Origin of the sequence: Nonomuraea sp. NPDC047529, assembly GCF_040642995.1 — a bacterium.
GTDB lineage: Bacteria > Actinomycetota > Actinomycetes > Streptosporangiales > Streptosporangiaceae > Nonomuraea.
Genome location: NZ_JBEYTJ010000009.1, coordinates 179957 through 205217 on the forward strand (window position 1 = coordinate 179957; position 25261 = coordinate 205217).

Below are 25261 nucleotides of genomic sequence, written 5' to 3' on the forward strand. Positions count from 1 at the left end.
CCCTAATGCGGACGAAGTTGGGTAGCCCGACCATATGGTGCAAATCGGCTACACCTTGATGTCCGAGCAGACCCCGGCCCGCGAACTGGTGGACTACGCCGCCACCGCCGAACGCGTCGGCTTCGACTACGCGGTCATCTCCGACCACTACTTCCCGTGGATCGAGGAGATGGGCCACTCGCCGTACTGCTGGTCGGTGCTGGGCGCGGCGGCGCAGGTCACCGAGCGCCTGCCGCTCATGACGTACGTGACCTGCCCCATCATGCGCTACCACCCGGCGGTGGTGGCGCAGAAGGCGGCCACGATGGGCGTGCTGAGCGAGGGCCGGTTCACCCTGGGCCTGGGCGCCGGCGAGAACCTCAACGAGCACGTCGTGGGCGAGGGCTGGCCGCCGGTGGACACCAGGCACCGGATGTTCGCCGAGGCCGTGCAGATCATCAAGGAGCTGTTCAGCGGCGACTACGTCACCTACCAGGGCGAGTTCTTCGACGTCGACTCCGCCAAGCTCTACGACCTGCCCGAGGAGCAGGTGCCGATCGGCATCGCCGCCTCCGGCGGCAGGTCGGCCGAGATCGCCGCCGACCTGGGCGACGTGCTCGTCGTCAACGACCCGATGCCCGAGGTGGTGCAGCAGTTCCAGGCGGCCGGCGGCCACGGCAAGCCGGTCTACGGTCAGCTGCCGATCGCCTACGACACCGACCCCGAGGCCGCCAAGGAGCGGGCGCACCGGCTGTGGCGCTGGTCGGGCGTCGGCGGCTGGAAGGTCATGGCCGAGCTGCCCGGCCCGGTGAACTTCGCCGCCGCGGCCGGCTCGGTACGCCCCGAGGACGTCGCGAAGAGCGTGCCGTGCGGCGACGACCTGGACGCGGTCGTGCAGGGCGTCAAGAAGTTCGCCGACGCCGGATACACCCACGTGGCGCTCGTGCAGATCGGGCACGACCAGCAGGAGCCGTTCTTCGACTGGGCGGAGAAGGAACTCCTGCCGGCCCTGCGCCGGATCTGACCGGACGAGACCCGGGGGCCTCGCCTACGGGACGATGTTGACCAGCTTGGGCGCGCGCACGATCACCTTGCGCGGCGCGCCCTGGAGGTAGGCGGCCACCTTGTCGGAGGCCAGGGCCAGGGCCCGCAGCTCGTCCTCGGAGATGTCGGGGGCGACCTCCAGCCGGTCGCGCACCTTGCCCGCCACCTGCACCACGCACGTGACCGACTCCTGCACCAGCAGCGCGGGGTCGGCGACCGGCCAGCCGGCGAAGGCGACCGGAGCCGTGCGGCCCAGGCGCTCCCAGCCCTCCTCGGCGACGTAGGGCGCCACCAGCGACAGCATGACGGCCAGCGATTCGGCGGCCTCGCGCACCGCCGGGTCGGCCGCGCCGGGACCGGAGTCGATGGCCTTGCGCGCGGCCGAGGTCAGCTCCATCATGCGGGCCACCGCGACGTTGAAGCGCTGCGACTCGACCAGCTTGGTGACCTCGTCGATGGTGCGGTGGGTGACCTTGCGCAGCTCGGCGTCGCCGCCCTCGAACGGCACGCCGGGCTCGGCGGTCGCCTCCGACATCACGCGCAGCGCGCGGGCCAAGAACTTCTGCGAGGCGGCCGGCGAGACGTCGGCCCAGTCGATGTCGTCCTCCGGCGGACCGGCGAAGATCATCGTCAGGCGGACGGCGTCGACGCCGAACTCGTCGATCTGCAGGCCCAGGTCGATGCCGTTGCCCAGGGACTTCGACATGGCCTTGCCGCCGTTGATCACCTGCCCCTGGTTCAGCATGCGCAGGAACGGCTCGGTGAAGCTCACCATGCCCATGTCGTGCAGGACCTTGGTGAAGAAGCGCGAGTACAGCAGGTGGAGGACGGCGTGCTCGATGCCGCCGACGTACTGGTCGATCGGGCCCCACTTGCGCACCTGCTCGGGGTCGAACGGCCCGTCGGTGTAGCCGGGCGAGGTGTAGCGCAGGTAGTACCAGGACGAGTCGACGAACGTGTCCATCGTGTCGGTGTCGCGCTTGGCCGGCCCGCCGCACTTGGGGCACTCGACGTTGACCCACTCGGTGGCGCTGGCCAGCGGGGAGACGCCCTTGGGCGCCAGCGCCTCGCCGCGCAGGTCGGGCAGCGTGACGGGCAGCTGCTCGTCGGGGACGGGCACCTCGCCGCAGTCGGCGCAGTGGATGATCGGGATCGGCGTGCCCCAGAAGCGCTGGCGGGACAGCAGCCAGTCGCGCAGCCGGAAGTTGACCGCGCCGGTGCCCCGGCCCTCCACCTCCAGGATCTCGATGATCTTGGCGATGGCCTCGACCTTGGTCAGGCCGTCCAGCGGGCCGGAGTTGACCAGCGTGCCCTCGCCGGGCGTGGCCTCGCCGGTCTCGCCGGGGTCGGCCAGGCCGGTGTGGACGACGACCTTGACCGGCAGCTCGAACCGCCGGGCGAAGTCGAGGTCGCGCTGGTCGTGGGCGGGCACGGCCATGATCGCGCCGTGGCCGTAGTCGGACAGCACGTAGTCGGCCGCCCAGACCGGGATGCGCTCGCCGTTGACCGGGTTGACCGCGTGGCGGCCCAGGAAGACGCCGGTCTTCTCCTTGTCGGTGGCCAGGCGCTCGATGTCGCTCAGCTTGGCGACCTCGGCGCGGTACGCCTCGAAGGCCGGACGCTGCTCGTCGGTGACGATCTCGTCGGCCAGCGCGGCGTCGACCGCGACGACGAAGAAGGTGGCGCCGTACAGGGTGTCGGGGCGCGTGGTGTAGACGTGGACCGGCTCGTCGCGGCCCTCGATCTCGAACAGCACGTCGGCGCCCTCGGAGCGGCCGATCCAGTTGCGCTGCATGGTCAGCAGGCGCTCGGGCCAGCCGGTCAGCTGCTCCATGTCGTCCAGCAGGCGCTGGGCGTAGTCAGTGATCTTGAAGTACCACTGGGTCAGCTCGCGGCGGATGACGTCGGCGCCGCAGCGCTCGCACTTGCCCGCCACGACCTGCTCGTTGGCCAGCACCGTCTGGTCGTTGGGGCACCAGTTGACCAGGCCGCCCTTGCGGTAGGCCAGGCCGCGCTCGAAGAAGCGGTTGAACAGCCACTGGTTCCAGCGGTAGTACTCGGGGTCACTGGTGTGCAGGCGGCGCGACCAGTCGAAGGAGATGCCGTAGCGCCGGAAGGAGTTGGCCTGCGTCTCGATGTTGGCGTAGGTCCACTCGGCGGGGTGGGCGTTGCGCTTGATCGCGGCGTTCTCGGCGGGCAGGCCGAAGGAGTCCCAGCCGATCGGGTGCAGGACGTTGTAGCCCTGCTGCATCCAGTAGCGCGCGACGACGTCGCCGATGGCGAACACCTCGCCGTGGCCCATGTGCAGGTCGCCCGACGGGTAGGGGAACATGTCGAGCATGTAGCGCCGCTCCCGGGGGTCGGCCGCGTCCTCGCTCGCCCGGTAGGGCTCCTGTTCCTCCCATCGCTGCTGCCACTTGGCCTGCAGCGCCTGCGGGTCGTACTCACTCACGGCTACTGTCCTTCTGGCTTGACTCGGACCCATAAGAAAACCCCTCGTGCACGACGAGGGGTAGCCGCGACGGCGAGACCTCTCAGGGCCGTCGCGGCCCGCTAAGAAGCAGGGTCGCGGAACGCATGTGTCAAGCCTAGCGCACGTCTTCCGCGGAATGCAGATACTCGGACGACCGGCGCAGGCACAATAGACCCTTCAGGTCCAGCGAGACCTGATGGTGATGTATCCGTTGTGACCTCATATGTCCCTTTAGAATACTGTCGTCGCGTGGTGTACCCAGCTGAGCCAAGTCGACCGGAGGGCGACCTGCCGCTGCAGGATCCGCCAACCGATCCGCACGGCTTCGCTCGTTTCGCTGCGAAACCAGCCGTATCTCCTGGAAAATCCCATGAGATCATGCCTGGTACGTCAAATCCGGATATAGCGGCACATCCGGACACAACCTCGGGAGGGCCGGCAGCAATGGCAACGGAGAATTCCTCGAGCTCCGGGGCGTCGCACCTGCCACCGTCCTGGCCGGAGGTCCGCAACGACGTACCTTCCTCCTGGCCGTCCGGCGGGCAGGAGGCCCCCGGCGTGCCGACGTCGTGGCCGGAGACCGCCCAGGCCCAGCCGTCCTGGCCCGACGCGCCGCAGGCGCCCTCCTGGCCCGAACCGCCGCGCGCCGACGCCTCCTGGCCCGACGCCCCGCGCAACGGCTCCCCCCGCAACGACCCGCGCGGTGACACGCGCAACGACATGCGCAGCGACCCGCGCTCGCACCAGCAGGGCGGCGACGCGTCGTGGCCGGAGCCGGCGCGGCCGTCCTGGCCGGAGCCGCCGCGGCAGGAGCAGGGCTGGCCCGAGACGCCCCGCCAGGAGGCCCCCGTCTCCTGGCCGGAGCAGTCGTCGCCGGTCCGGCCGCAGGACCCGGTGCCCGCCTGGTCGCAGCCGCCGACGCCGTCCCCCGGCGCGTGGTCCAACCTCTCCTCGCCCGCGCCCTGGCCCAACAGCCCCTCGGCCGCCCCCTCCGCACCCGCCGGCGACCCGCTGGACCACACCGTCACGCTGGGCCGCGCGCCCGGCCCGCTCGACGCACCCGTCCGGCCGGGGCCGTCGCCGCTCGACGGCCCCGGCGCGCCGCCCGCCCACCCGGCCGACGAGCACACCGTCATGTACGGCGGCCGCCAGGCCGACACCATGATCGGGATCGGCGACAACGGGATGCAGCCCGGCCCGCTCGCGGCGGCCCACGTCGGCGCGCCTCCGACGGGCCCCGGCATGCCCGGCGGGCCCGCCGACGGCCACCCCGACGACCAGAACCGCCCCGGCTCCAACCTGAACCGCGACCCCTCCGACCCCGACCGCCGGTTCGTCACGGCCGGTCAGATCAGCGGCTCGCGCACCCCGCCTCCCGACCGCCAGCAGGAGCTCTGGAACAACGTCTTCGGCGACGAGTACGAGGGCGACTCCCTGGACGACGAGCCGGGCAAGCCCATCTGGATCTACGCGCTCGGCGGCTCGGTCGTGATCGCCCTGATCGCGGCGCTGCTGTGGGCGTTCCTCGCGGGCCCGCTGGCCGGCGAGGACACGCCGGAGAGCAAGACGGCCTCCTCCCCCGCGGCCTCGGCCGGCCCCACGAAGGGGGGCACGGGCAAGCCGTCCACCACGATCCCCGCCCTGCCCAAGTACCCGGGCAAGGCGTCCCCGGTGACCGGGCGGGTGGAGGACGCGGCGGCCGGCGTCTCCCTGCCCCGCCTGGGCGGCACCTGGCAGCTCGACCAGCGCGCCACGGTCAAGTCCACCTTCGGCTACGACACCCGCCAGTACGTGCAGGTCGCGCCCGAGAAGTTCGCCCAGGTCATGTCGGGGCCGCTCCCGGCGAACCTGTCCTCCCTCTACCAGGAGGACGACCTGGAGCCGGTCATCAAGCGCATGGTGCTCCAGGCCCGCAAGGACTTCTACCCCGCCGGCAACAAGGTCAGGAAGATCGCGCAGCAGCCGATCAAGGTCGGGACCGCGACCGGCCGGCTCATCGCGTACGCCATGACCTCCGGCACGGCCAAGGCCACGATCGTCACGATGGCGGTCAACACCGGCGGCGACGTGCCCGCGATCGTGTTCGTGTCGATCCCGGACGAGGGCAAGCAGCTCCTCCCGGACATCCGTACGGTGATGAACCAGCTCAAGCTGAGCGCGCAGTAACGCCGGGCCCCGGGCGTCGCCGCGGCGCCCGGGTCAGAACGTGCACTCCATGTGCTTGATCCCGTTGATGAACGAGGAGTGCAGGCGGTCGGGCCGGCCGCCCTCGATCTGCGGCACCCGCCGCAGCAGCTCGCGGAACATCACCGTGATCTCCCGCCGGGCCAGGTGGGCGCCGAGGCAGAAGTGCGGCCCGGGCCCGCCGAAGCCGACGTGCGGGTTGGGGTGGCGGGTGATGTCGAAGCGGTACGGGTCGGCGAACACCCGCTCGTCCCGGTTCGCCGCCCAGTAGAACAGCACCACCTTCTCGCCCCGGCGATAGAGGTGGCCGTTCATCTCGTGGTCGCGGGTGACCTTGCGGCGCATGAAGTTCACCGGCGAGGCCAGCCGGACGATCTCCTCCACGGCCCCGGGGGCACGGCCCTCGACGTCCTCCAGCCACAGGGCGCGCTGGTCGGGGTTCTTGGTGAGCAGGCGCAGGCCGTAGGAGATGGCGTTCCTGGTGGTCTCGTTGCCGGCCACCACCAGCAGGATGAAGAACGACCCCAGCTCCTGCATCGTCAGCCGCTCGCCGTCGATGTTGGCGTTGACCAGCGAGGACGTCAGGTCGTTCGTGGGGTTGGCGGTGCGGTGCGCGGCGAGGTCCTGGACGAGCTGCTGCAGCTCCATGCCGGCGGTGAGCAGGCGGGTGGCGAGCTGGTCGAGGTCGTCGCCGGTGTACTCGGGGTCGAAGCCGCCCAGGATGATGTTCGAGCGGTCGAAGACGAACCGGTAGTCGCGCTCGGGGATGCCCATCATGTCGCAGATGATCTTCAAGGGCAGGCGCGCGGCCACGTCGGTGACGAAGTCGACGCCGGGACCGGCGGCCACCAGGTCGTCGACGATCCGTACGGCGGCGGCCTCGACGTCCGACTCGAACTGTTTGATCATCTTGGGGGTGAACGCGCGGGAGACGATCCTGCGCAGCCGGGCGTGCCGGGGGTCGTCCATGTTGATCATCGAGCCGAAGTACTCGGTGAACTCGGCGGGCATGTCGGGGATGTTCGTCGCGCCGCCGTCGCCGGAGCAGAAGACCTCGGGGTTGCGGCTCGCCTCCAGGATGTCGGCGTGCCTGGCCAGCGCGTAGTAGCCGGGCCCCTTGGGCGCGACGGCCATCTCCATCTCCTCGAAGAAGGCCGGCGTCTGTCGGGCGCGCAACCGGTCGAACGCCGCCTCGCGCTCGCTCATGGGCCTGGCCCAGAAGTTCCGGTCCGAAAGGTCGAAGTCCAGGACGGTCATAGGGCCATCATTCGGAAAGCGACCACTTACGTCAATGGTTGTCACGTACACCGTACGTGGCAGCACCGGGAAAACCTGTGGCTTCTGGGGCCGGGGACTTTGTAGGGTTCCGCGCATGACGTTCTTCTTCCTCCTCGGCTAGCGATCCGCCGGCGGGCCGTGGGCTGACCCACCGCCGGTGATGCGGGGCGGCCTGTCGCCGTCCCGGGTCGCGACGTGGGAGAAGAACAGTTGCTCACCTTGGCGGTGGCCAGGGCGGTGCGTGGCACCGAGCCCTTGGTCGCGGCGGAGATCAGGCGTGCCCGTCTCGGGGCGGTCGTCGGCGTCCGTCGTCGGGAGGTGTGGTTCGAGACCAGGCCCGGAGCCGGGCTCCTGGGGTTGCGCACGGCGGACGACGTGCTGCTGGCCGCGGCCGTGGTGGACGGGGTCGGCCACGGCCGCTCCGCGCTCGCCCGGCTGGCGCGGGCGGCCCGCGGGATCGCCCCCGACGGGTCCGGACCCTCCGATTCTTCCGGCGTCTCCGGCATGGAGGTGTCGGCCTCGTTCGCAGGACGCCGCAACTACACCAGGCACGACATCGAGGACGCCGTCGGCCACGAGCTGGCCCGGTCGTGGCGGCTGCGCTACCACTCCCGGCGGGACGGTGGCCGGCCGCCGTCGGGGGCGATGGCCTGGCGGGTGACGATCGAGGGCGACCTGGCGGTGATCGCCCGGCGGGCCGGGGACCGGCCGCTGCACCGCAGGCCGTACAAGACGTCCTCGATCCCGGGCACGCTGCACCCGCCGCTGGCCGCCGCGATGGCCCGGCTGGCCGGGCTGGACGCGGCGGACTTCCGGGGCGTCGTGCTCGATCCCTGCTGCGGTGCGGGCACGACGCTCATCGAGGCGCACGCGCTCGCGCCGCACGCCGGGCTCGCCGGGTTCGACCGCGACCCGGCCGCCGTCACGGCGGCGGCCGCGAACGCGCGGGCGGTCCTGTCCGCAGCCGCTCCCGGCCCGTTCCGCTGGGGGCTCGCCGACGCCGGACGGCTCCCGGTCGCGGACGGGAGCGTGCGGCGGGTGCTGGTGAACCCGCCTTGGGGACGGCAGGTGCCGCCGCGCGGCCTGCTCGGGCACGGCCTGGACCCGCTGTGGCGGGAGCTGCGCCGGGTGCTGGAACCCGGCGGCCTGGCCGTGGCGCTGCTCCACGACGATCCCGGCGCCGACGGCGGGACGCCGGCCGGGTTCGGGGTCGAGGAGGCGGTCCAGGTGAGCCTGTCGGGGCTGCACCCGGTGATCACCGTACTCAGGAGACGGGCCGGATGAGCCTGTCGGGGCGGCACGCGGTGACCGCCGTGCTCAGGAGGCGGGGCCGAGCCAGTCGAGGATGAGGCGGTTGACCTCCGCGGGCCGCTCCAGGTGCAGGAAGTGGCCCGCATCCGCCACCTGCTCGGCCCGCGATCCCGGCGGCAGGCTCCCTGCCGCGTCCTTGGCCATCTCCACGCCCATGCACCCGTCCCGTTCACCGTGCAGGTAGAGGACCGGGCCCGCGGTGGCCGGGTCGACGTCCGGGTAACGGCCCGAGGGGGGCGTGGTGCCGAGCGCCGCGCGGTAGTAGCCGATGGCCGCCGTCAGGTTGGCGGGCTCCCCGAGGCTGCGCCGGACGAACTCCAGGTCCTCGGCCGGGTCGTAGCCGGGCGACCAGTCCCGCCACAGCCGTTCGAGGAAGGCCGGGTCGGCGGCGGCGCTCTCGGCCAGCACGGTCTGGAACAGGAAGATGTAGAACGACCGCTTGAGCTGCTCGTAGGCCAGCAGCCCGGGAAGCTGCGCGCCCGGCGGCGGCACCGCGAGCGTGACGGCCCGGCGGAAGCTCCCGGCCAGGGCGTAGGCGGGGAAGGCCCCCCAGTCGTGCCCGACGATGACGGCGTCGTCGCCGCCGCCCAGTTCCTCGTGCAGCGCGCGCACGTCGGCGACCAGGGCCGCTTCCTCGTACGCGCCGTCGGCCGGTACCTCGGTGGGCGCGTAGCCGCGGCTGAACGGCGCGACCGCGCGGTAGCCGCGTTCGGCCAGCTCGGGCATCAGGTGCCGCCAGGTGTGGGCGGTGTCGGGGAACCCGTGCAGGCACAGGGCCAGCGGCCCCTCCCCCACGGTCAGATACGCGAACTCCACACCGTTGGCGTGGATCGTCCTGATCTCCATGAATGCGAAACCTAGCATTCGCCCTCTTCCGGCGGGGAGAAGTGGGCGTCAGTCGACCTCCGGCCAGTCCCAGCCGAGCTGGAGGAACAGGCCCAGCCGGTCGCTGACCGCGCGGATCTCGCTGATGCGCCCTTCGCGCAGGGTCACCAGGAAGATCGCCTCGACCTCGAAGCTGCGCCCGGTGGGGACGGGCATGCGCGGGTGGGTGCCGGAGTGCGTGCCCGACATGCGGATCCTGGCTACCAGCTTCTCCCCCTCGGCGACGACCTCCTCGACCTCGATGTGGAACGGGTCGAACGCGTCGAGCTGCATCCGGATGCCCTCGAAGGCGGCGCCGGGCTCGTCCGGCTCACCGAAGATGATCTTGTTGTGGTCGACGACGTCGGGGGCCAGATAGGCGCCCAGGTCGTCGAGGCGGCGTTCGTTGACGGCGGCGAAGAACTCGGCGATCACGACCGGAACCCTCTCTCTTACGGCGTAAGACGGGAGTATCTTACGGTGTATGAGAGAGCGGATGTCAAGGGAGCGGGTGCTGGAGGCGGCGCTCGACCTCATCGACCGCGAGGGCGCGGCCGGGCTGTCGATGCGCAAGCTGGGCAAGGAGCTCGGCGTGGAGGCGATGACGCTCTACTACTACGTGCCGAACAAGGACGCGGTCCTCGACGGGCTGGTCGAGCTGGTGCTCTCCCGCGTCACGGTCGAGCCGTCGGGCGACTGGCGGGTGTGGGCGAAGGCGTTCGCCGAGTCGATCAGGGCCGAGCTGCTGCGGCATCCCGCGCTCATGCCGGTGGTGGCGATCAGGCCGGTGGCCACGCCGGGCGCCCTGGGCATGGTCGAACGCGCCGCCGCCGCGCTGACCGGGGCGGGATTCACCGCCAAGGAGGCGCTGCACGTGATCAACGCGGTGTCCACGTTCGTGATCGGGCACACGCTGGCCGAGGCGGGCCCGGACAGCCCGGAGCAGCCCGACCTGGACCTGGCGGACTATCCGGTGCTGGCGCGGGCGGTCGCCGACGGCCTCGGCACGCCCGAGGACCACCGGGAGCGCTTCGACCTGGCCGTCGAGGCCCTGCTCAGCGGACTTGCTCCGCGAACCCCCGCAGCAGGCACGCCAGCCCGAACTCGAACTGCTCGCTGAAGCTCAGGTCGTCGGCCTCGGCCACCCGCCGGTTGAACTCCGGATAGGCGCCACCGGCCATCACCTCGCGGACGTAGGGGCCGATCGCGGCCCGCCACTCCTCCTCCGACAACCCCGTACGGCGCCGCGCCTCCTGCTCGGCCAGCTCCTTGGCCACCGCGCCCAGCACGTAGTCGCCGATCACCCCGATCACGGCGGCGGCCCGCGTGATGTCGGAGGTCAGCGGCCGGGCGGCGGACAGGGCGTGCTCCACCCGGCGCAGTGAGTTGGGCCCGAGCGCCGGCCTGCTGGTCATCAGCGCGGCCAGCCACGGATGGCGCAGCACGCCCGCGCGCTGGTCACGGGCCACCCCGGCCAGGTCGGCCCGCCAGTCGCCGGTCAGCTCGCCAGGAGCGCCCTCGCCCCACACCGCGTCGACCATCAGGTCGAGCAGTTCGTCGCGGTTCTCCAGGTAGCGGTAGAGCGAGGTGGTGCCCGACTTGACCTCGGTCGCCACCCGGCGCATGGACACCGCGTCGAGGCCCTCGGCGTCGGCCACCGCGATCGCGGCCCGCACGATCGCCTCGACGCTCAGGGCCTGACGCTTCGGCGCGTACGGCTCGCGACTCCAGACCAGTGACATCCGGCTCCCCCCTCTGGCCTTCATCGTACGCCTGTGGTTACAGTGTTCCCATGACGGAAACAGTGTTCCCACAAACGCATGACGTCCTGATCGTCGGCGGCGGCAGCGTCGGACTGAGCGCGGCCGTGTTCCTCGCCCGTCACGGCGTGCGCGCCCTGGTCGTCGAGCGCGAGCCCGGCCCACGGGCGCACCCCCGCGCCACCGGCCTCGGCCCGCGGACGGTCGAGCTGCTCCGCGAGGCGGGCCTGGAGCAGGCCGTGAACGAGGTGGCCGTCGACATGTCCGTCGCGACCCTCGGCAAGATCACCGTGGACACCCTGGCCGGCGCCGACCTCGCCGCGATCGCGGCCGGCCTGCCCACCCGTACGCAGGCGTTCGACACGATGACCTACACCCCGACCCGGCTGCGCGGGGTCTGCCCGCAGAACCGGCTGGACCGGGTGCTGCTCGACGCCGCCCGCGAGCGCGGCGCGCGGGTCGCGTACGACACCGAGCTGCTCTCCCTGGAGCAGGACGCCGACGGCGTGACGGCGGTCGTGTCCGGCCCGGACGGCACCCGCACCCTGCGCGCCCGCTACGTGATCGCCGCGGACGGCGTGCGCAGCGCGGTGCGCGCCACGCTCGGCATCGGCGTGACCGGCCCCGGCGCGCTCGGCCCCGAGCTGCACAACGTCATGTTCCACGCCGACCTGAGCCACCTGACCGGCGAGTACGGCTTCGCGCTCGCCGAGATCACCAACCCTGAGGCGCCCGGGATGCTCATGGCGATCGACGGCGCGACCGAATGGGTCTTCCACACCGCCCAGGAACCGAGCCCCGACCTGCTCAGGACCGCGATCGGCGACCCCGGGCTGAAGGTCGAGATCGTCAGCGTGCTCGGCTGGCGGGCCCGCGGCCAGATCGCCGACCGGTTCCGGGAGGGGCGGGTCTTCCTGGCCGGCGACGCGGCGCACGCCGTGCCGCCGACGGGCGCGTTCGGGCTCAACACCGGGCTCGCCGACGCGCACAACCTGGCCTGGAAGCTGGCCCGGGTGTTGTCCGGCCGGTCGGCGCCCGCGCTGCTGGAGAGCTACCACGACGAGCGGCGGCCGGTCGCGCTGCTGGCGATGGAGCAGTCGCTGCTGCGGATGCGGGACCTGCGGATGCACTTCGGCCACGGCCCGGAGGCCGCCCGGCTCAGGGCGGCGGCGGGCGCGGTCAACGCCCCGATCGTGCATCTCGGCTACCGCTACGGCGGCCCGTCGGCGGCCGAGGGGCTGCCCTCGACCGAGGACGTGACGCTCTGCCTCGACGGCTCGCCCGGCTCACGGCTGCCGCACGTGTGGATCGGCGAGCGTTCCACCCTCGACCTGGTCGGCCCCGATTTCCGCGTGTTCACCGGGACGCCGGTGCCCGATCCCGGCGTCCCGGTGCACGTGGTCGAGGGCTGGCCGTACGGGACCGTGCTGGTGCGGCCGGACGGGTTCGTGGCCTGGCGCGGCGAGGACGACGCCCTGGCCGAGGCGGTCAGAACGTGTACGGCAGGTGCTTGATGCCGTTGATGAAGTTCGACAGCAGGAAGTCGGGCTCGCCGGCCGTCCGGATGCCGGGCAGGCGGGTGAACAGCTCGCGGAACATCACGCTCATCTCCCTACGTGCCAGGTGGGCGCCCAGGCAGTAGTGGGGCCCCGGGCCGCCGAAGCCGACGTGCGGGTTGGGGTCGCGGGTGATGTCGAAGACGTCCGGGTCGGCGAAGACGGACTCGTCGCGGTTGGCCGAGTTGTAGAAGAGCAGCACCTTGTCGCCCTTCTTGTACGGCACGCCGTTCAGCTCGTGGTCCCGGGTCAGCGTGCGGCGGAACTGGATCACCGGGGTCGCGTAGCGCACGATCTCGTCGCACGCCTTGCCGATGCGCGCGTCGAAGTCGGCCAGCAGCAGGTCGCGCTGGCCGGGATGGTCGGTGAACAGCTTCAGGCCGTAGGCGATCGCGTTGCGGGTGGTCTCGCTGCCGGCGACCACCAGCAGGATGAAGAACGAGCCCAGCTCCTGCGGGCTGAGCCGCTCCTCGCCGCCCACGAGCAGGCTGACCAGGTCGCCGGTCGGCCGTCTGCGGCGCTCGTCGCCGAGGCGGGCGGCCATGCGGTTCAGCGAGTAGCCGGCGTGCAGCAGCCTGGCCAGGCCGCGGGCGACGTTGACGCGGCTGAAGTTCGGGGCGATGCCGGTGTACTCGGGGTCGGCGTTGCCGAGGATGACGTTGGTCCGCCGCAACACGAGGTCATGAAATTTCGGCGGGATGCCCATCATGTCGCAGATGACCCGTACGGGGAGCCGGGCGGCGACCTGCGCCACGAAGTCGTCCGGCCCTCGCTCGATCGCCTCGTCCACGATCTCGGCGGCGGCCCTGGCCAGGTCCTCCTCCATCTTGGACAGGATGCGCGGGGTGAAGGCCCTGGAGACGATCCGGCGCAGGCGGGCGTGGCGGGGGTCGTCCATGTTGATCATGGAACCGAAGTAGACGCTGAGCCAGCGCGGCATGTCGGGGATGCTGTTGGAGCACGGCTCGCTGCTGAAGACGGCCGCGTTCCTGCTGGCCTCGGTCACGTCGGCGTGCCGCACGAGGGCGTGGTAGCCGGGGCCGCCGCCGATGAACGGCACGGTCTGCTCCGGCACGAAGAGGGGCCGTTCGAGCCCCCGCAGCCGCCGGAAGGTCTCCAGGCGGTCGGCCTGCGGCAGCCCCCAGAACGGTATCTGCGAGATGTCCAGATCCGTGGAGAGCGTCATACCGTACAAGCCTTGGGCAAGTGCTCACTTACGTCAAGGTCCGCCGGGGCGCGGCGCCCGGCTACCGGTTCCCGAGGATCAGCTCGGAGCCCTTCTCGCCGATCATGATCGCCGGCGCGTGGGTGTGGCCGCGGTTGAGCGTCGGCATGACCGACACGTCCACCACCCTGAGCCCTTCGAGGCCGCGCACCCTGAGCGACGGGTCCACGACCGACCCCTCGTCCATGCCCATCCGGCAGGTGCCGACGGGGTGGTAGAGGGTCTCGCCGCGCTCGCGCACCCACTGGGCCAGCTCCTCGTCGCTCTCCGGCCCCCAGTACGGCGCCATCGGCCCGCCCGCGTACCGCTTCATCGCGCTCGTCGCGAACACCTGCTTGGCCGTCCTCAGCCCGGCGACCAGGCGTTTGACGTCGGCCTCCGCGCTCAGGTAGCCGGGGTCGATCAGCACGTCCCGGCCGTTCAGCCCGACCCGGCCGCGGCTCTCCGGCTGCAGCAGCACGACGCCGACGGTCAGGCCGTGCCCGGTCGGCGGGGTGAGCCCGTGGTTCACGAACGGGCCGGGGGCGAAGACGAGCTCGATGTCGGGGGCGGGCTCCTCGGCCGAGGTCCGGACGAAGGCGACCGCCTCGCCGACGTTCGTGGTGAGCATGCCCGAGCGCAGCACGACGTAGCGCAGCAGGTTCACCAGGGACTCGGCCTTGGTCAGGGTCACCGGCTCCTTGCACTCGACGTACACGCCGGAGGCGAGGTGGTCCTGGAGGTTCTTGCCGACCTCGGGCAGCTCGCGCACGACCGGCACCCCCGCCTCGCGCAGCTCCTCGGGCGCGCCCACCCCCGAGCGCATCAGCAGGTACGGCGAGCCGATCGCCCCCGCCGACAGGACGACCTCCTTGGCCGCCCTGACCAGGGTGCCGCCGCTGTGCTCGATGCCGACGGCGCGGGCGCCCTCGAACACCACGCGGTCCACGCCCGCCCCGGTGAGCACCGTGAGGTTGGGCCTGGCGGCGGCCGGGCGCAGGTAGGCGTCGGCCGCGCTCCACCGGCGGCCGCGGTTCTGGGTGACGGGCGTGGGGCAGCAGCCCTCGTTGGAGCGGCCGTTCAGCTCGTCGAGCCGGGTCAGGCCCAGTTCCTCGCAGGCCCGCAGGAAGGCCGCCGTGGTGACGTTGGGGCTGCGCAGCTCGGAGACGTAGAGCGGGCCGGAGGTGCCGTAGACGCCGCCGTGGTTGCTGCCGACGCGCTGCTCGGCCCTGGTGAAGTACGGCAGCACCTCCTCGTACGTCCAGCCGGGCACCCCCCACTGGTCGTAGTCCTCCTGGCAGCCGCGCACCCACATCTGGGCGTTGAGCGAGGACGAGCCGCCGATCACCCGGCCGCGCGGCCAGTAGAGCTCGCGGCCGGACATCTCGTCCTGCTTGGCCGTCGTGAAGTTCCAGTCGTAGTCGGTCTTGAACAGCTTGGCGAACCCGGCGGGCATGCGGATCTCCAGCTTGTCGTCATGCCCGCCCGCCTCGACCAGCGCCACCGACACCGACGGGTCCGCCGACAGCCGGTTGGCCAGCACGCACCCGGCGGACCCCGCTCCGACGATCACGTAGTCGTACTGCATGAGCACTCCAGGGGGCTAAGTAACCTTCCACTTGCTTACTCCAGGTGAGCTGGCGCGTCCATATGCATCTGTAACCTCTGTTACCTACCGGTCGGTATGTAGGGGCTGCCAAGATGGCGGCAAGCGCGTACAGAGGAGGAAGGCGTTCATGCTCAACTTGTCGGTCGTCCTGGAGGACAGCGCCAGAAACAACCCCGACGGCACGGCGATCGTCTTCGGTGACATGCGCCTGCCGTACGGCATGATCGACATTGTCGCCCGCCAGGTGGCGAACCTGCTGGTGTCGCGCGGCATCGGCAAGGGCGACAAGGTGGCGCTGGCCTGCCCCAACCTGCCGTACTTCCCGTTCGTCTACTTCGGCATCCTCAAGGCCGGCGCCACCGTGGTGCCGCTGAACGTGCTGCTGCAGAGCCGGGAGATCGCCTACCACCTCGACGACAGCGACGCCAAGGCGCTGTTCTGCTTCGAGGGCTCGCCGGAGCTGCCGCTGGGCGAGCGCGGCAAGGCGGGGTTCGAGGCCGCGGACGGCTGCGAGCACTTCTTCGTGCTGCCCGCCACCCCGCTGGCCACCGAATCCCCGTACGGCGAGACGGTGTGGGCCGCGCTCAACGGCGTGCCGGCCGACTTCGAGACCGTGCAGACCGCCCCCGAGGACACCGCCGTGATCCTCTACACCTCGGGCACCACCGGCCAGCCCAAGGGCGCCGAGCTCAGCCACCAGAACATGCTGATGAACGCGCTGATCAGCGACAGGATGTTCCCCCGCTCCGAGGGCGGCGACACCTATCTCGCGGTGCTGCCGCTGTTCCACTCCTTCGGCCAGACGACCGTCATGAACACCGCCTTCATGCGCGGCGCGACCGTCGTGCTGATGCCGCGCTTCGAGCCGGGCGAGGCCCTCGACCTCATGCGCAAGGAGAACGTGACGACCTTCGCCGGCGTCCCGACGATGTACTGGGGCATGCTGACGAAGATCCACGCCGAGGGCGCCGAGGCGCCGCGGAGCCTGAAGGTGGCCGTGGCCGGCGGCGCGTCCTCGCCGGTCGAGGTGCTGAAGGACTTCGAGCAGACCTTCGGCTTCGGCATCCTGGAGGGCTACGGCCTGTCGGAGACCTCCCCGGTGGCCAGCTTCAACCAGCTCGGCCGGCCCACCAAGCCCGGCACGATCGGCACGCCCATCTGGGGCGTGGAGATGAAGCTGATCGACGGCGACTGGAAGACGGTCGAGGGCGAGGGCCCCGGCGAGATCGCCATCCGCGGCCACAACGTCATGAAGGGCTACTACGGCCGCCCTGAGGCGACGGCCGAGGTGATCAAGGACGGCTGGTTCCGCACCGGCGACATCGCCACCCGCGACGCCGACGGCTACTACGCGATCATCGACCGGGCCAAGGACATGATCATCCGTGGCGGCTTCAACGTCTACCCGCGTGAGCTGGAGGAGGTGCTCATGACCCACGAGGCCGTGTCGCTGGCGGCCGTCGTGGGCGTGCCGCACGAGTCGCACGGCGAGGAGGTCAAGGCGTACGTCATCCGCACGCCCGGCTCGTCGGTCACCGAGGACGAGCTGATCGCCTGGGCCAAGGAGAACATGGCCGCCTACAAGTACCCGAGGATCGTCGAGTTCCGCGACGCCCTGCCGATGACGGCCACCGGCAAGATCCTCAAGCGCGAGCTCCGCTGACCGGCCCCGCCGACCACGAGGGCGCGGGCGCGAGCCCGCGCCCTCGTCTTCCTGACAGCGGGCCGGCAGACGATCAGGAAGAGGTTCTGGAGTGTCCACCGATCCGAGCGCGGTCTTCCGCCGCTACCTGGGCGCGATGGTGCTCAACAGCCTGGCCGCCGCCGAGGCGGCCGGGCTCAACGCCACCGACTACTACGCGCTCAACCTGCTCGACCTGCACGGGCCGCTCACCTCCGGCGAGCTGGCCGTGCAGACCGGGCTGACGACCGGCGCCACCACGCGGCTCATCGACCGCCTGGAGAAGGGCGGGTTCGTACGGCGCGTGCCCGACCCCGCCGACCGGCGCAAGGTGATCGTCGAGGCGGTCGCCGAGCCGCCGGGCCTCGACGCCGTGCTGGCCGGCACCAGGAGCAGGCTGGCCGGCCTGGTCAGGGCCTACTCCGAGACCGAGCGGGCCACGCTGTTCGACTACTTCGGCCGCGCCGCGTCCGCCTACCGGGACGCCACCGACGAGATCGTCTCGTCCCGGCGCGGCTGATGCGGCCGCTCGCGCTGTTCGACCTGGACAACACGCTGATCGACCGGCTGGCCGCGTTCCGGCTGTGGGCGGCCGAGTTCGCCGCGGGGCGCGGGCTGGGCCCGGACGCCGTGAACCGGCTGGTACGGCTGGACGCCGACGGATCCGTGCCGATGGACCTCTTCTTCGCCCGCGTACGCGAACGCTTCGCCCTGGCCGAGCCCGTCGAGGAGCTGTGGCGGGACTACCGGGCCAGGCTGCCGTTCCTGGTGGAGTGCCGGGCCGAGGTGCTGGCGGGGCTCGACCGGCTGCGGGCGGCCGGGTGGGCGGTCGGGATCGTGACGAACGGGATGGCCGACAACCAGACGGGCAAGATCCGGCGTACCGGGCTGGCCGAGCGGGTGGACGGGTGGGCGATCTCCGGCGCGGAGGGCGTGCGGAAGCCCGATGCGCGGCTGTTCGAGATCGCCGCCGGCCGGTGCGGGGCCGTGCCGGCGGGCGGATGGATGGTGGGCGACGACCCGGACAAGGACGTCGCGGGCGGACGCGGCGCCGGAATGCGGACGATCTGGATCGACCGTGGGACGGGCGTGGCCCGTCCCCAGGCGGATGTGACGGTGGAGGACGTGCTCGCGGCCATGGAGGCGTTGACCGGGATGCCGGGGAGCGGGGGCGGTCGCTAGCGTGGGCTCATGCGTAGCAAGCCCGCGGATCTGGACGAATCGCTGCTGACGTCCGCCCTGGAGGCGTGGGGGATCGAGGCCGCCGGGCCGGCGTACGCGCCGGTGGGCTTCGGCGACCACCACTGGATCGCGACCGGCGCCGACGGACGGCGCTGGTTCCTCACCGCCGCCACCCTGCCCGCCGAACCGGACGAACGCGGCTCGCGGGCGGCGTTCCGGGAGCTGGGGAGGGCGCTGGAGACGGCGGCGGCGCTGTCCGCGACCCTGGGGTTCGTGGTCGCGCCCGTGCCGGACCTCGACGGCGGCGCGCTGCTCCGCCCGCTCGCCCCCCGGTACGCGCTGAGCGTCTTCCCCTTCGTCGAGGGCGTCACCGGCGACTTCGGCGACGAGCCGAGCGACCAGGAACGCGCCCAGGTCATCGACCTGCTGGCCGAGCTGCACGGCGAACCGCATCCGGGCAACCTGCTCCGGCACCGGGGCCGCTGCCTGCTGGTCGACTGGGACACCGTCGGCCTGGCCGTACCGGAACGGGACCTGTGGCTGGTCGCCAGGACCCCCGACGACCTGGCCAGGTACGCGGCCGCCACCGGCCGTACGCCCGACCCCGCCGCCCTGGCCCTCTACCGGCTGCGCTGGAGCCTCGACGACGTCGCCGGGTACGTCGCCTGGTTCCGCGCCCCGCACGGCCACACCCGCGACGCCGAGCTGAGCTGGCAGTTCCTCACCGGCGCGGTCGATGACCTGGCCGACGGCGTGGCCTCCGCCCTTTAGCCCCGACATGCCCGCATACTGGCACCACTCCCCTCATGCACGACCTGCTTCGCCTGTCCCCTGAGGAGGAGATCATGAGGTTTTGGGTGGTCGCCGGCGCGTTGACGGCACTGCTCGCGGACCCCGCCGCGGTCGCCGTCGCCTCCGCCGGGCTGCCACTCCCGGACGACCCCGTCATGGAGGACGGCACCGAGCGCTCCGAGAACGAGACCAACCCGCAGGGCGCCCGTCCGTCCACCAAGGGCGGCACCTGGACGGGCATCAAGGTGCGCCCGCGCCGTCCACGCCAGGACAGCGACGTACGCGTGCTCATCCACTGCGACGACGGCGCGACCGACGCGGTCGTGTCCGCCAAGCCCTTCAACCCGCCGGGCTCGTTCCTGCCCGCCACGGCGCTCGGCGTCGGCCTGAAGAACGGCCGCGGCTTCGACACCAAGTACATCGCCTACGACGCGCTGCTCGGCCCGCGCGTGGTCAGGCTCCAGTGTGTGCGCATCAAGATGCTGGAGCACCCGCGCAGGCGGATCGTCCGGCTGGTCAGCCGGGACAGCACCGTCGTCCTCGTCCGGCCGTTCAGGAAGGACCACTACTGAGCGCGCTCGCGTTCAGTCCCCGATCAGCTCCGCGAGCACCGCGGCCTCGCTGATCTCGGGCTGCTTCGTCGCGGTGAGCAGGGTCAGCGTGCCCTTCCCGGCGAGTTCGCGCAGGTGCGCCACCGCCTCGGCCCGCTCCGGCTCGGCCAGCTCGCTCCGGTAGCGGTGGCCGAACTCCTCGAACCGGTCGGGGTCGTGCTTGTACCAGGTGCGCAGCTCGGTCGAGGGGGCCACCTGCTTGCACCATTCGTCGAGGTGGGCGTCGGCCTTGGCCAGCCCGCGCGGCCACAGCCGGTCGACCAGCACCCTGGCGCCGTCGTCCGGCTCGGGCTCCTCGTAGACCCGGCGCACCCGCACCTTGTTCCCAGCCGTCACCGTCGCCCCCCTTCTCCCCCCGGGCGGGTCGGGAGAGGGCCGAGGGCCCTCTCCCCGTCCGTCACGGCCAGTTGACCGCCGGGCGCAGCTGCACGCCGGACCGGCCGTCGTCGTCGAGCTTAACGCCCAGCACCTGGTGGAGCTGGACCTTGTTACGCTCGAAGCCCACGATGCAGCCGGCCATGTACAGGGCCCACACCCGGGCCGTGCCCATCCCGACCTCCTGGACGGCCTCGTCCCAGTTGGCGTCAAGGTTGTCGCACCAGTGACGCAGGGTCTTGGCGTAGTGCTCGCGCAGGTTCTCCTCGTGGCGGATCTCGAAGCCGATGTCCTCCATCTGCCTGACCAGCCAGCCCACGGACTCCAGCTCGCCGTCGGGGAAGACGTAGCGGTTGATGAAGCCGCCCTTGTTGAACGTCTTCTCCTTGCCCGTCGGACGGGTGATGCAGTGGTTGAGAATGCGGCCGCCGGGCTTGAGCTTGCCGTACAGGAACTCGAAGTACGACGGGACGTTGTCCTTGCCGATGTGCTCGGTCAGGCCGATCGAGCTGACGGCGTCGAAGCCGGTCTCGCGCACGTCGCGGTAGTCCATGAAGCGCACCTCTGCGAGGTCCTGGAGACCCGCGTCGGCGATCGCCTTCTGGGCCCACTCGGCCTGCTGGCGGCTCAGGGTCACGCCCAGGGCCTTGACGCCGTAGTGCTTGGCGGCGTGGATGACCATGCCGCCCCAGCCGCAGCCGACGTCGAGCAGGCGCATGCCGGGCTTGAGGTCGAGCTTCCTGGCCACCAGGTCGAACTTGGTGTACTGGGCCTCCTCCAGCGTCGCGCCCTCCTCGGGGTAGGTCGCGCACGTGTAGGCCATGGACGGCCCGAGCACCCAGCGGTAGAACCGGTTGGACACGTCGTAGTGGTGGTGGATCGCCTCGGCGTCACGCTGCTTGGCGTGGCGCGAGCCGAGCCGGGCCAGGGCGCTCTGACGCACCTCCTGCGGGGGCGGCGGCACCCGCATGAGCAGCGGCTTGACGCCCAAGGACCGCACGGCCGCGAGCTTCTCACCCGTGGTCAGGTCGTTGGTGGTGATGTTCCACATACGATCGAGCAAGGTGTACAGATCGCCATGCACGTCGATGTGACCGGAAATGTACGCCCTGGCCAGGCCCAGCTCCCCAGGGGCCTGCGCCAGATAGGCCACCGCGATGGGCGACTTGACCTCAAGACCGAGATCGGCGCCGTCAGGACCGGCCTTGCTGCCGTCGTAGGCCATGAACGAGATGTTCGCGTCAGAGCCGACGATCTTCTCAAAGATGCTTGCGAGAGCCATGCTCACCTTCCCCGTACACACTTTTCGTACAGGTCCAGCAGGCGACCGTTCGGGTCGTATTCCCGCTTGACCGGCCAATAAGCATCACCGTTGTACAGCTCCCAGAACTGCTCACGGGCGTAGAAGGAGGTCGAGTAGAGCGACTTGTGGCCGTCCAGCTCGTGCACCGAGTCCTCGATGAGCTTGTTGTAGTAGCCGTCGAACTGGCCGCGCGGCAGCGGGACCATGCCCCAGAAGCCGAAGTTGACGTAGAGCTTGCCGGGCTCCAGCGGGTACAGCGGCCAGCGGGAGCTCGCCCGCAGCGGGCACATCCACACGGGGGTCATGCCCACCTTGTCGTGGAAGAACTCCAGGAACTGCGCGCCACGCTCGATGGGCACCTCGACGTCCTGGATGACCGACTCCTGGACGGGCTGGTCGCGCCACCGGTCGATGCGGGCGGTCAGGCCGGTCCGCCGGTCGAGGGCGACCAGCCTGCGGTAGACGTCGGAGCGCATCCAGCGGCGCGGCATCAGCGAGCGGACCACCGGCTGCTGCACGCCGAACGCCCGCGAGCACCAGAACCAGTCGGTGTCCCAGCGCCACAGGTAGTCGTGGATGCTCAGCCAGTCGCGGCTGCGCTGCCTGATCGACTGGTAGTAGATGCGCATGCCGGTGTAGTCGGAGACGTAGGGCGCGCGGTCGGCGAAGCGGCCCAGCGTGATGTACATCTCCTCCGGGTCGAAGAAGACGCCGTCCACGAAGTCGACCTGCTCGCCGTCGTGGACCATGCTGTCGCTGATCTCCTGCATGGCCAGCATGCACTTGGCCGCGTCGGTGAACCTGATGTGCGTCAGGTGCACGTACGGCTGGACCTTGCGGAGCTTGATCCGGATGCGCAGCGCGTAGCCGAGCGTCCCGTAGGAGTTGGGGAAGGCCCGGAACAGATCCTGGTGCTCGTTGTCGTCACGGGCCACGATGATGCGGCCGTCGCCGGTGAGGATCTCCAGTTCCTCCACCGACTCGTGCGGAAGGCCGTCCCTGAAGCTGGTCGACTCGATGCCGAGGCCGGTGACGGCGCCGCCGAGCGTGATCGTCTTGAGCTGCGGCACCACGTACGGCATGAGCCCGTGCGGCAACGTGGCCTCGACCAGGTGCTCGTACGTCGTCATGCCCTGGACCTCGGCCGTCATCGTCACCGGGTCCACGCTGATGACTTCGTCCAGGTCCCTGGCCGACAGCTTGGCCGTCTTGCCCCCGTCACGGAACCTGAACAAGTTGGACGTGGACTTGGCCAACCGGGGAGCGGCGTCGCCGGGGATCTCGGCGTAGGACTGCCGGATCTGCTCTACTGCCCGTTGGTGTGTCGACATCGTCGTCGTCACGGAAGCACCCCCTTGAGCTGGTAGAGATCGTCCGTAAGACCGTATCTCCCGCGGGGCGACTCGAACAGACCGGGGTCGTTAAAGACACGAAAACTGTTCATCGTGCCAGGTGAAACGCCTATGTGGCAGGTGAATGCGGAAATCTCCTGCGTACGACGGGTGAGACCCCGTTGAGGACGGCACGCACCTCTCGCCCCTCCAGTGCCGCCGCGAGGTTGTCCAGCGTCGCCGTGAGCAGGCGCGTCGTCGCCTCGGGCGTCACCCCGGCGGCGTGCGGCGACAGCAGCACGTCCGGCAGGTCGCGCAGCGGATCGCCGGCGGGCAGCGGCTCGGTGTCGAACACGTCGAGCGCGGCCCCGCCGAGGTGCCCGTCGCGCAGCGCGGCGACCAGCGCCGCCTGGTCGACGACGCCGCCCCTGGCCGCGTTGACCAGCAGCGCGCCCTGCTTCATGCGGCGCGGGTCGACCAGCCCGCGGGTCTCCTCCGACAGCGCGATGACCACGACCAGGACGTCGCTGGTGGCCACCAGCGTCTCCAGGTCGGCGCGGCCGGGCGCCTGCCGCGGGGACCTGGTCCAGTAGGAGACCTCGCAGCCCAGGGCGCCGAACAGGCGGACGCAGTTCTCGCCGATCGGGCCGTAACCGACGACGCCGACCCGGCGGCCGCTCAGCTCGCGCGGCCTCAGCCCCTGCTGCGGCCACTCCCCCGCGCGTACGGCGGCGTCGGCGGCCCCCAGCCTGCGCGACAGCGACAACGTGGCCGCCAGGCACCACTCCGACACCGCGACGGCGCTGACGCCCGGCGTGTTGGCCAGCGGCACCCCGGCCTCGGCCAGGGCGGCCAGGTCGTGGCCGTCGACGCCCACCGAGGGTTGCTGCACGAAGGCCAGCGCGGGCGCGTGCTTGACCGCCTCGGCGTCGAGCACGAGCGTGGAGGTCCAGTCGCCGAGCACGATCTCGGCCTCGGGCAGCGCGGCCAGCAGCCCGGCCCGGTCGCGGGTGGCGGGCACGCGGACCGTCACCCGGTCGCCGAGCGGGGCGAGCAGGCCGCGCGTCGCCTCCTCGGGCAGCGGCGGCAGGGCGAGCAGGTTCCAGGGGCTCATGCCTTCACCGTAAAGCTGTCGATCACCTGTCGCATCAGTCCCCTGTTGCGCAGCCACTGGTCCTGGGCGACCGTCCAGGACAGGATGTAGGCCGTCTCGCCGGACACCACCGCGCGGCGCACCTCGTGGTAGGTCATGCCGGGCCTGATCCAGCCGGTGCCCGCGGCGCTGGCCGCCGTCCAGGAGAACTCCCACTCGACCGCCTTGACGCCCCGGTGGACGACCACGCGGCGGCCGCGGCTGATCACCTCCTGACCCTCCTCCCGCAGCGTCTCCTCCGAGTCGCGCAGGATCTGGTTGGCGTCGAGGCTGGAGAACAGGGCCTGGACGCCGAGGTGGGCGTTGCCGTCGCGGCGCGTCCACTCGGTGGAGGACTCGCGCAGCGCGCCCCGCCAGCCGATCGGGCGCAGGATCGACCAGCCGTCCCGCGAGGTCCACGCGCGCACGAGCGGGCGCACCCGGCGCACGGTCGGCGTCGGGGTGGCCGACGGCGTCCGGCTCGTCGTGGGCTCCTGCGAGGGGGACGGCGTCAGCGGGCTGGCCGCGGCGGCCGGCTGGGCGGTGCGCGGTGCGCCCTCGGCGGGCGGGGCGAGCTTGAAGTAGGCGACGGCGCCGCCCGCGACGAGCACCACGGCCGCCGCGGCCACGGCCAGCACGGCCCGTCCGCGGCCGCCGCCGCCCGGCTTCTTCTCCGGCAGGTCGGCGTAGGCCGGCTTGGCCGCCACCTCGATGGCGGCGAGCAGCCGGTCGGCCTCCTCGGCGTCCACCCGCTCGGCGGGCTCCTTGCGCAGCAGGCCCTTCAGGACCGGATGCATGATCGGCGGGATGCGCCGGTAGTCGGGCTCCTCGTTGAGCAACGCGTTGAGGGTCGCCATGGCCTCGCCGCGGTCGAAGGGCGAGCGGCCCACCATGGAGGCGAACAGCGTCGCGCCGAGCGACCACAGGTCGGAGGGCGGCCCGGCCTCGTCCGCGCGCACCCGTTCGGGGGCGAGGAAGCTGGGCGAGCCGGTCACCATGCCGGTCCTGGTCAGCGAGGCGTCGCCCTCGACCGTGGCGATGCCGAAGTCCATCAGCACCACGCGGCCGTCGTCGGCGATCAGGATGTTGGCGGGCTTGACGTCCCTGTGCAGGATCCCGGCCTCGTGGGCGGCCTTGAGCGCCGACAGCACCTGGCGGCCCACGTCGGCCGCCTGCCGTACGGGCAGGGCTCCGGACGTGGCCACGACCTCTTCCAGCGAGGGGTGCGCGACCAGCTCCATGACGATCCAGGGCCGCCCGCCCTCCTCGACCACGTCGTAGACCGCGACCACGGAGGGGTGGTTGAGCTTGGCCGCCGTACGGGCCTCGCGGGCGGTGCGCATGAGGTGGCGCTCCTGCTCGCCCGGCGACAGCCCCTCGGGCAGCAGCACTTCCTTGATGGCCACCTGCCGGTTGAGCAGCGTGTCGTAGCCCTCCCAGACGACGCCCATACCCCCGCGGCCCAGTTCGCGCAGTAACTGGTAGCGCCTGGCGACTAGCTGGTTGCTCTCCGAAACCATGTCCTACCCCTGTAGCGGCGCGAGCGCCTGCTGCAGACAGCCGCTGGACGCCGGCGATCTGTAGACCACCCG

The 25261-nt window shown here is 71.4% G+C and carries 22 protein-coding genes; 10 read left to right on the forward strand and 12 right to left on the reverse strand.

The window, feature by feature from the left end:
* Positions 1-34 precede the first annotated feature (34 nt).
* The gene (locus ABZ815_RS16970) at positions 35-1003 is read left to right on the forward strand and encodes a TIGR03557 family F420-dependent LLM class oxidoreductase (protein ID WP_357698660.1); all 969 of its coding nucleotides are present in this window, start codon (positions 35-37) and stop codon (positions 1001-1003) included.
* Between the two features lie 24 nt (positions 1004-1027).
* On the opposite strand, the gene leuS is transcribed toward ABZ815_RS16970, so the two are convergent.
* Positions 1028-3508 (reverse strand): leucine--tRNA ligase, encoded by a 2481-nt coding sequence (gene leuS / locus ABZ815_RS16975; RefSeq protein ID WP_357698662.1) that lies wholly within the window; start codon positions 3506-3508, stop codon positions 1028-1030.
* A 546-nt stretch (positions 3509-4054) separates the two neighbouring features.
* On the opposite strand from leuS, the gene ABZ815_RS16980 reads away from it, so the two are divergent.
* Entirely contained in the window at positions 4055-5662 is a 1608-nt protein-coding gene (locus tag ABZ815_RS16980) for a hypothetical protein (protein ID WP_357698664.1), read from the forward strand.
* Positions 5663-5695: 33 nt separating this feature from the next.
* Here the strand turns inward: ABZ815_RS16980 and ABZ815_RS16985 are convergent, their stop codons facing one another.
* Entirely contained in the window at positions 5696-6937 is a 1242-nt protein-coding gene (locus tag ABZ815_RS16985; RefSeq protein WP_357698666.1) for a cytochrome P450, read from the reverse strand.
* Between the two features lie 231 nt (positions 6938-7168).
* On the opposite strand from ABZ815_RS16985, the gene ABZ815_RS16990 reads away from it, so the two are divergent.
* Positions 7169-8242 (forward strand): methyltransferase domain-containing protein, encoded by a 1074-nt coding sequence (locus tag ABZ815_RS16990; RefSeq protein ID WP_357698669.1) that lies wholly within the window; start codon positions 7169-7171, stop codon positions 8240-8242.
* A 33-nt stretch (positions 8243-8275) separates the two neighbouring features.
* Here the strand turns inward: ABZ815_RS16990 and ABZ815_RS16995 are convergent, their stop codons facing one another.
* Both ABZ815_RS16995 and ABZ815_RS17000 read right to left on the reverse strand, forming a co-directional pair.
* A complete protein-coding gene (locus ABZ815_RS16995) occupies positions 8276-9133 on the reverse strand; it encodes an alpha/beta hydrolase (RefSeq protein ID WP_357698672.1) in 858 nt (285 codons plus the stop codon).
* 30 nt (positions 9134-9163) lie between these two features.
* On the reverse strand, positions 9164-9568 hold the full coding sequence (locus ABZ815_RS17000) for an ester cyclase (RefSeq protein WP_357698674.1): 405 nt from the start codon (positions 9566-9568) through the stop codon (positions 9164-9166).
* Between the two features lie 49 nt (positions 9569-9617).
* Here ABZ815_RS17000 and ABZ815_RS17005 point away from each other — a divergent pair, with 49 nt between their 5' ends.
* Positions 9618-10253: a TetR/AcrR family transcriptional regulator C-terminal domain-containing protein gene (locus ABZ815_RS17005; protein ID WP_357698676.1), complete on the forward strand. Its 636-nt coding sequence runs from the start codon at positions 9618-9620 to the stop codon at positions 10251-10253.
* Here the strand turns inward: ABZ815_RS17005 and ABZ815_RS17010 are convergent.
* Complete coding sequence (locus ABZ815_RS17010) at positions 10189-10875, reverse strand: TetR/AcrR family transcriptional regulator C-terminal domain-containing protein (RefSeq protein WP_357698679.1); 687 nt, start codon at positions 10873-10875, stop codon at positions 10189-10191. The two genes, ABZ815_RS17005 and ABZ815_RS17010, sit on opposite strands and share 65 nt — an antisense overlap.
* 50 nt (positions 10876-10925) lie before the next feature.
* Between ABZ815_RS17010 and ABZ815_RS17015 the strand changes: the two genes are divergently transcribed.
* Entirely contained in the window at positions 10926-12407 is a 1482-nt protein-coding gene (locus ABZ815_RS17015) for an FAD-dependent oxidoreductase (protein WP_357698681.1), read from the forward strand.
* On the opposite strand, the gene ABZ815_RS17020 is transcribed toward ABZ815_RS17015, so the two are convergent.
* Together ABZ815_RS17020 and ABZ815_RS17025 are read right to left on the reverse strand one after the other, a co-directional pair.
* Positions 12382-13635 (reverse strand): cytochrome P450, encoded by a 1254-nt coding sequence (locus tag ABZ815_RS17020; protein WP_357698683.1) that lies wholly within the window; start codon positions 13633-13635, stop codon positions 12382-12384. The genes ABZ815_RS17015 and ABZ815_RS17020 overlap by 26 nt on opposite strands.
* A 61-nt stretch (positions 13636-13696) precedes the next feature.
* Positions 13697-15241, reverse strand: a complete 1545-nt coding sequence (locus tag ABZ815_RS17025) for a GMC family oxidoreductase N-terminal domain-containing protein (protein WP_357698686.1) — start codon at positions 15239-15241, stop codon at positions 13697-13699.
* Between the two features lie 148 nt (positions 15242-15389).
* Here ABZ815_RS17025 and ABZ815_RS17030 point away from each other — a divergent pair, with 148 nt between their 5' ends.
* The 5 genes from ABZ815_RS17030 (at position 15390) to ABZ815_RS17050 (ending at position 19489) form a co-directional block, all read left to right on the forward strand.
* Entirely contained in the window at positions 15390-16925 is a 1536-nt protein-coding gene (locus ABZ815_RS17030; protein WP_357698689.1) for a long-chain fatty acid--CoA ligase, read from the forward strand.
* A gap of 91 nt (positions 16926-17016) precedes the next feature.
* Positions 17017-17463, forward strand: coding sequence for a MarR family transcriptional regulator (locus ABZ815_RS17035; protein WP_357698691.1), 447 nt, complete (start codon positions 17017-17019; stop codon positions 17461-17463).
* Positions 17463-18125 carry an HAD family hydrolase gene (locus ABZ815_RS17040; protein ID WP_357698694.1) on the forward strand — a complete coding sequence of 221 codons (663 nt, stop codon included), beginning with the start codon at positions 17463-17465 and terminating at the stop codon, positions 18123-18125. Before ABZ815_RS17035 ends, ABZ815_RS17040 begins: the two co-directional genes overlap by 1 nt.
* A gap of 9 nt (positions 18126-18134) precedes the next feature.
* Positions 18135-18896: a hypothetical protein gene (locus ABZ815_RS17045; protein ID WP_357698697.1), complete on the forward strand. Its 762-nt coding sequence runs from the start codon at positions 18135-18137 to the stop codon at positions 18894-18896.
* Between the two features lie 74 nt (positions 18897-18970).
* On the forward strand, positions 18971-19489 hold the full coding sequence (locus tag ABZ815_RS17050) for a hypothetical protein (RefSeq protein ID WP_357698699.1): 519 nt from the start codon (positions 18971-18973) through the stop codon (positions 19487-19489).
* Between the two features lie 12 nt (positions 19490-19501).
* Here ABZ815_RS17050 and ABZ815_RS17055 read toward each other — a convergent pair whose 3' ends face one another.
* From ABZ815_RS17055 to ABZ815_RS17075, 5 genes are all read right to left on the reverse strand, one after another.
* The gene (locus ABZ815_RS17055) at positions 19502-19864 is read right to left on the reverse strand and encodes a DUF488 family protein (protein ID WP_357698701.1); all 363 of its coding nucleotides are present in this window, start codon (positions 19862-19864) and stop codon (positions 19502-19504) included.
* 61 nt (positions 19865-19925) lie between these two features.
* The gene (locus tag ABZ815_RS17060) at positions 19926-21185 is read right to left on the reverse strand and encodes a cyclopropane-fatty-acyl-phospholipid synthase family protein (protein WP_357698703.1); all 1260 of its coding nucleotides are present in this window, start codon (positions 21183-21185) and stop codon (positions 19926-19928) included.
* A gap of 2 nt (positions 21186-21187) precedes the next feature.
* On the reverse strand, positions 21188-22537 hold the full coding sequence (locus ABZ815_RS17065; RefSeq protein ID WP_357698705.1) for an FAD-binding oxidoreductase: 1350 nt from the start codon (positions 22535-22537) through the stop codon (positions 21188-21190).
* Positions 22538-22667: 130 nt separating this feature from the next.
* The gene (locus ABZ815_RS17070) at positions 22668-23651 is read right to left on the reverse strand and encodes a 2-hydroxyacid dehydrogenase (RefSeq protein WP_357698707.1); all 984 of its coding nucleotides are present in this window, start codon (positions 23649-23651) and stop codon (positions 22668-22670) included.
* A complete protein-coding gene (locus ABZ815_RS17075) occupies positions 23648-25189 on the reverse strand; it encodes a serine/threonine-protein kinase (RefSeq protein ID WP_357698710.1) in 1542 nt (513 codons plus the stop codon). The genes ABZ815_RS17070 and ABZ815_RS17075 overlap by 4 nt, the downstream gene beginning before the upstream one ends.
* Between the last annotated feature and the right edge of the window lie 72 nt (positions 25190-25261).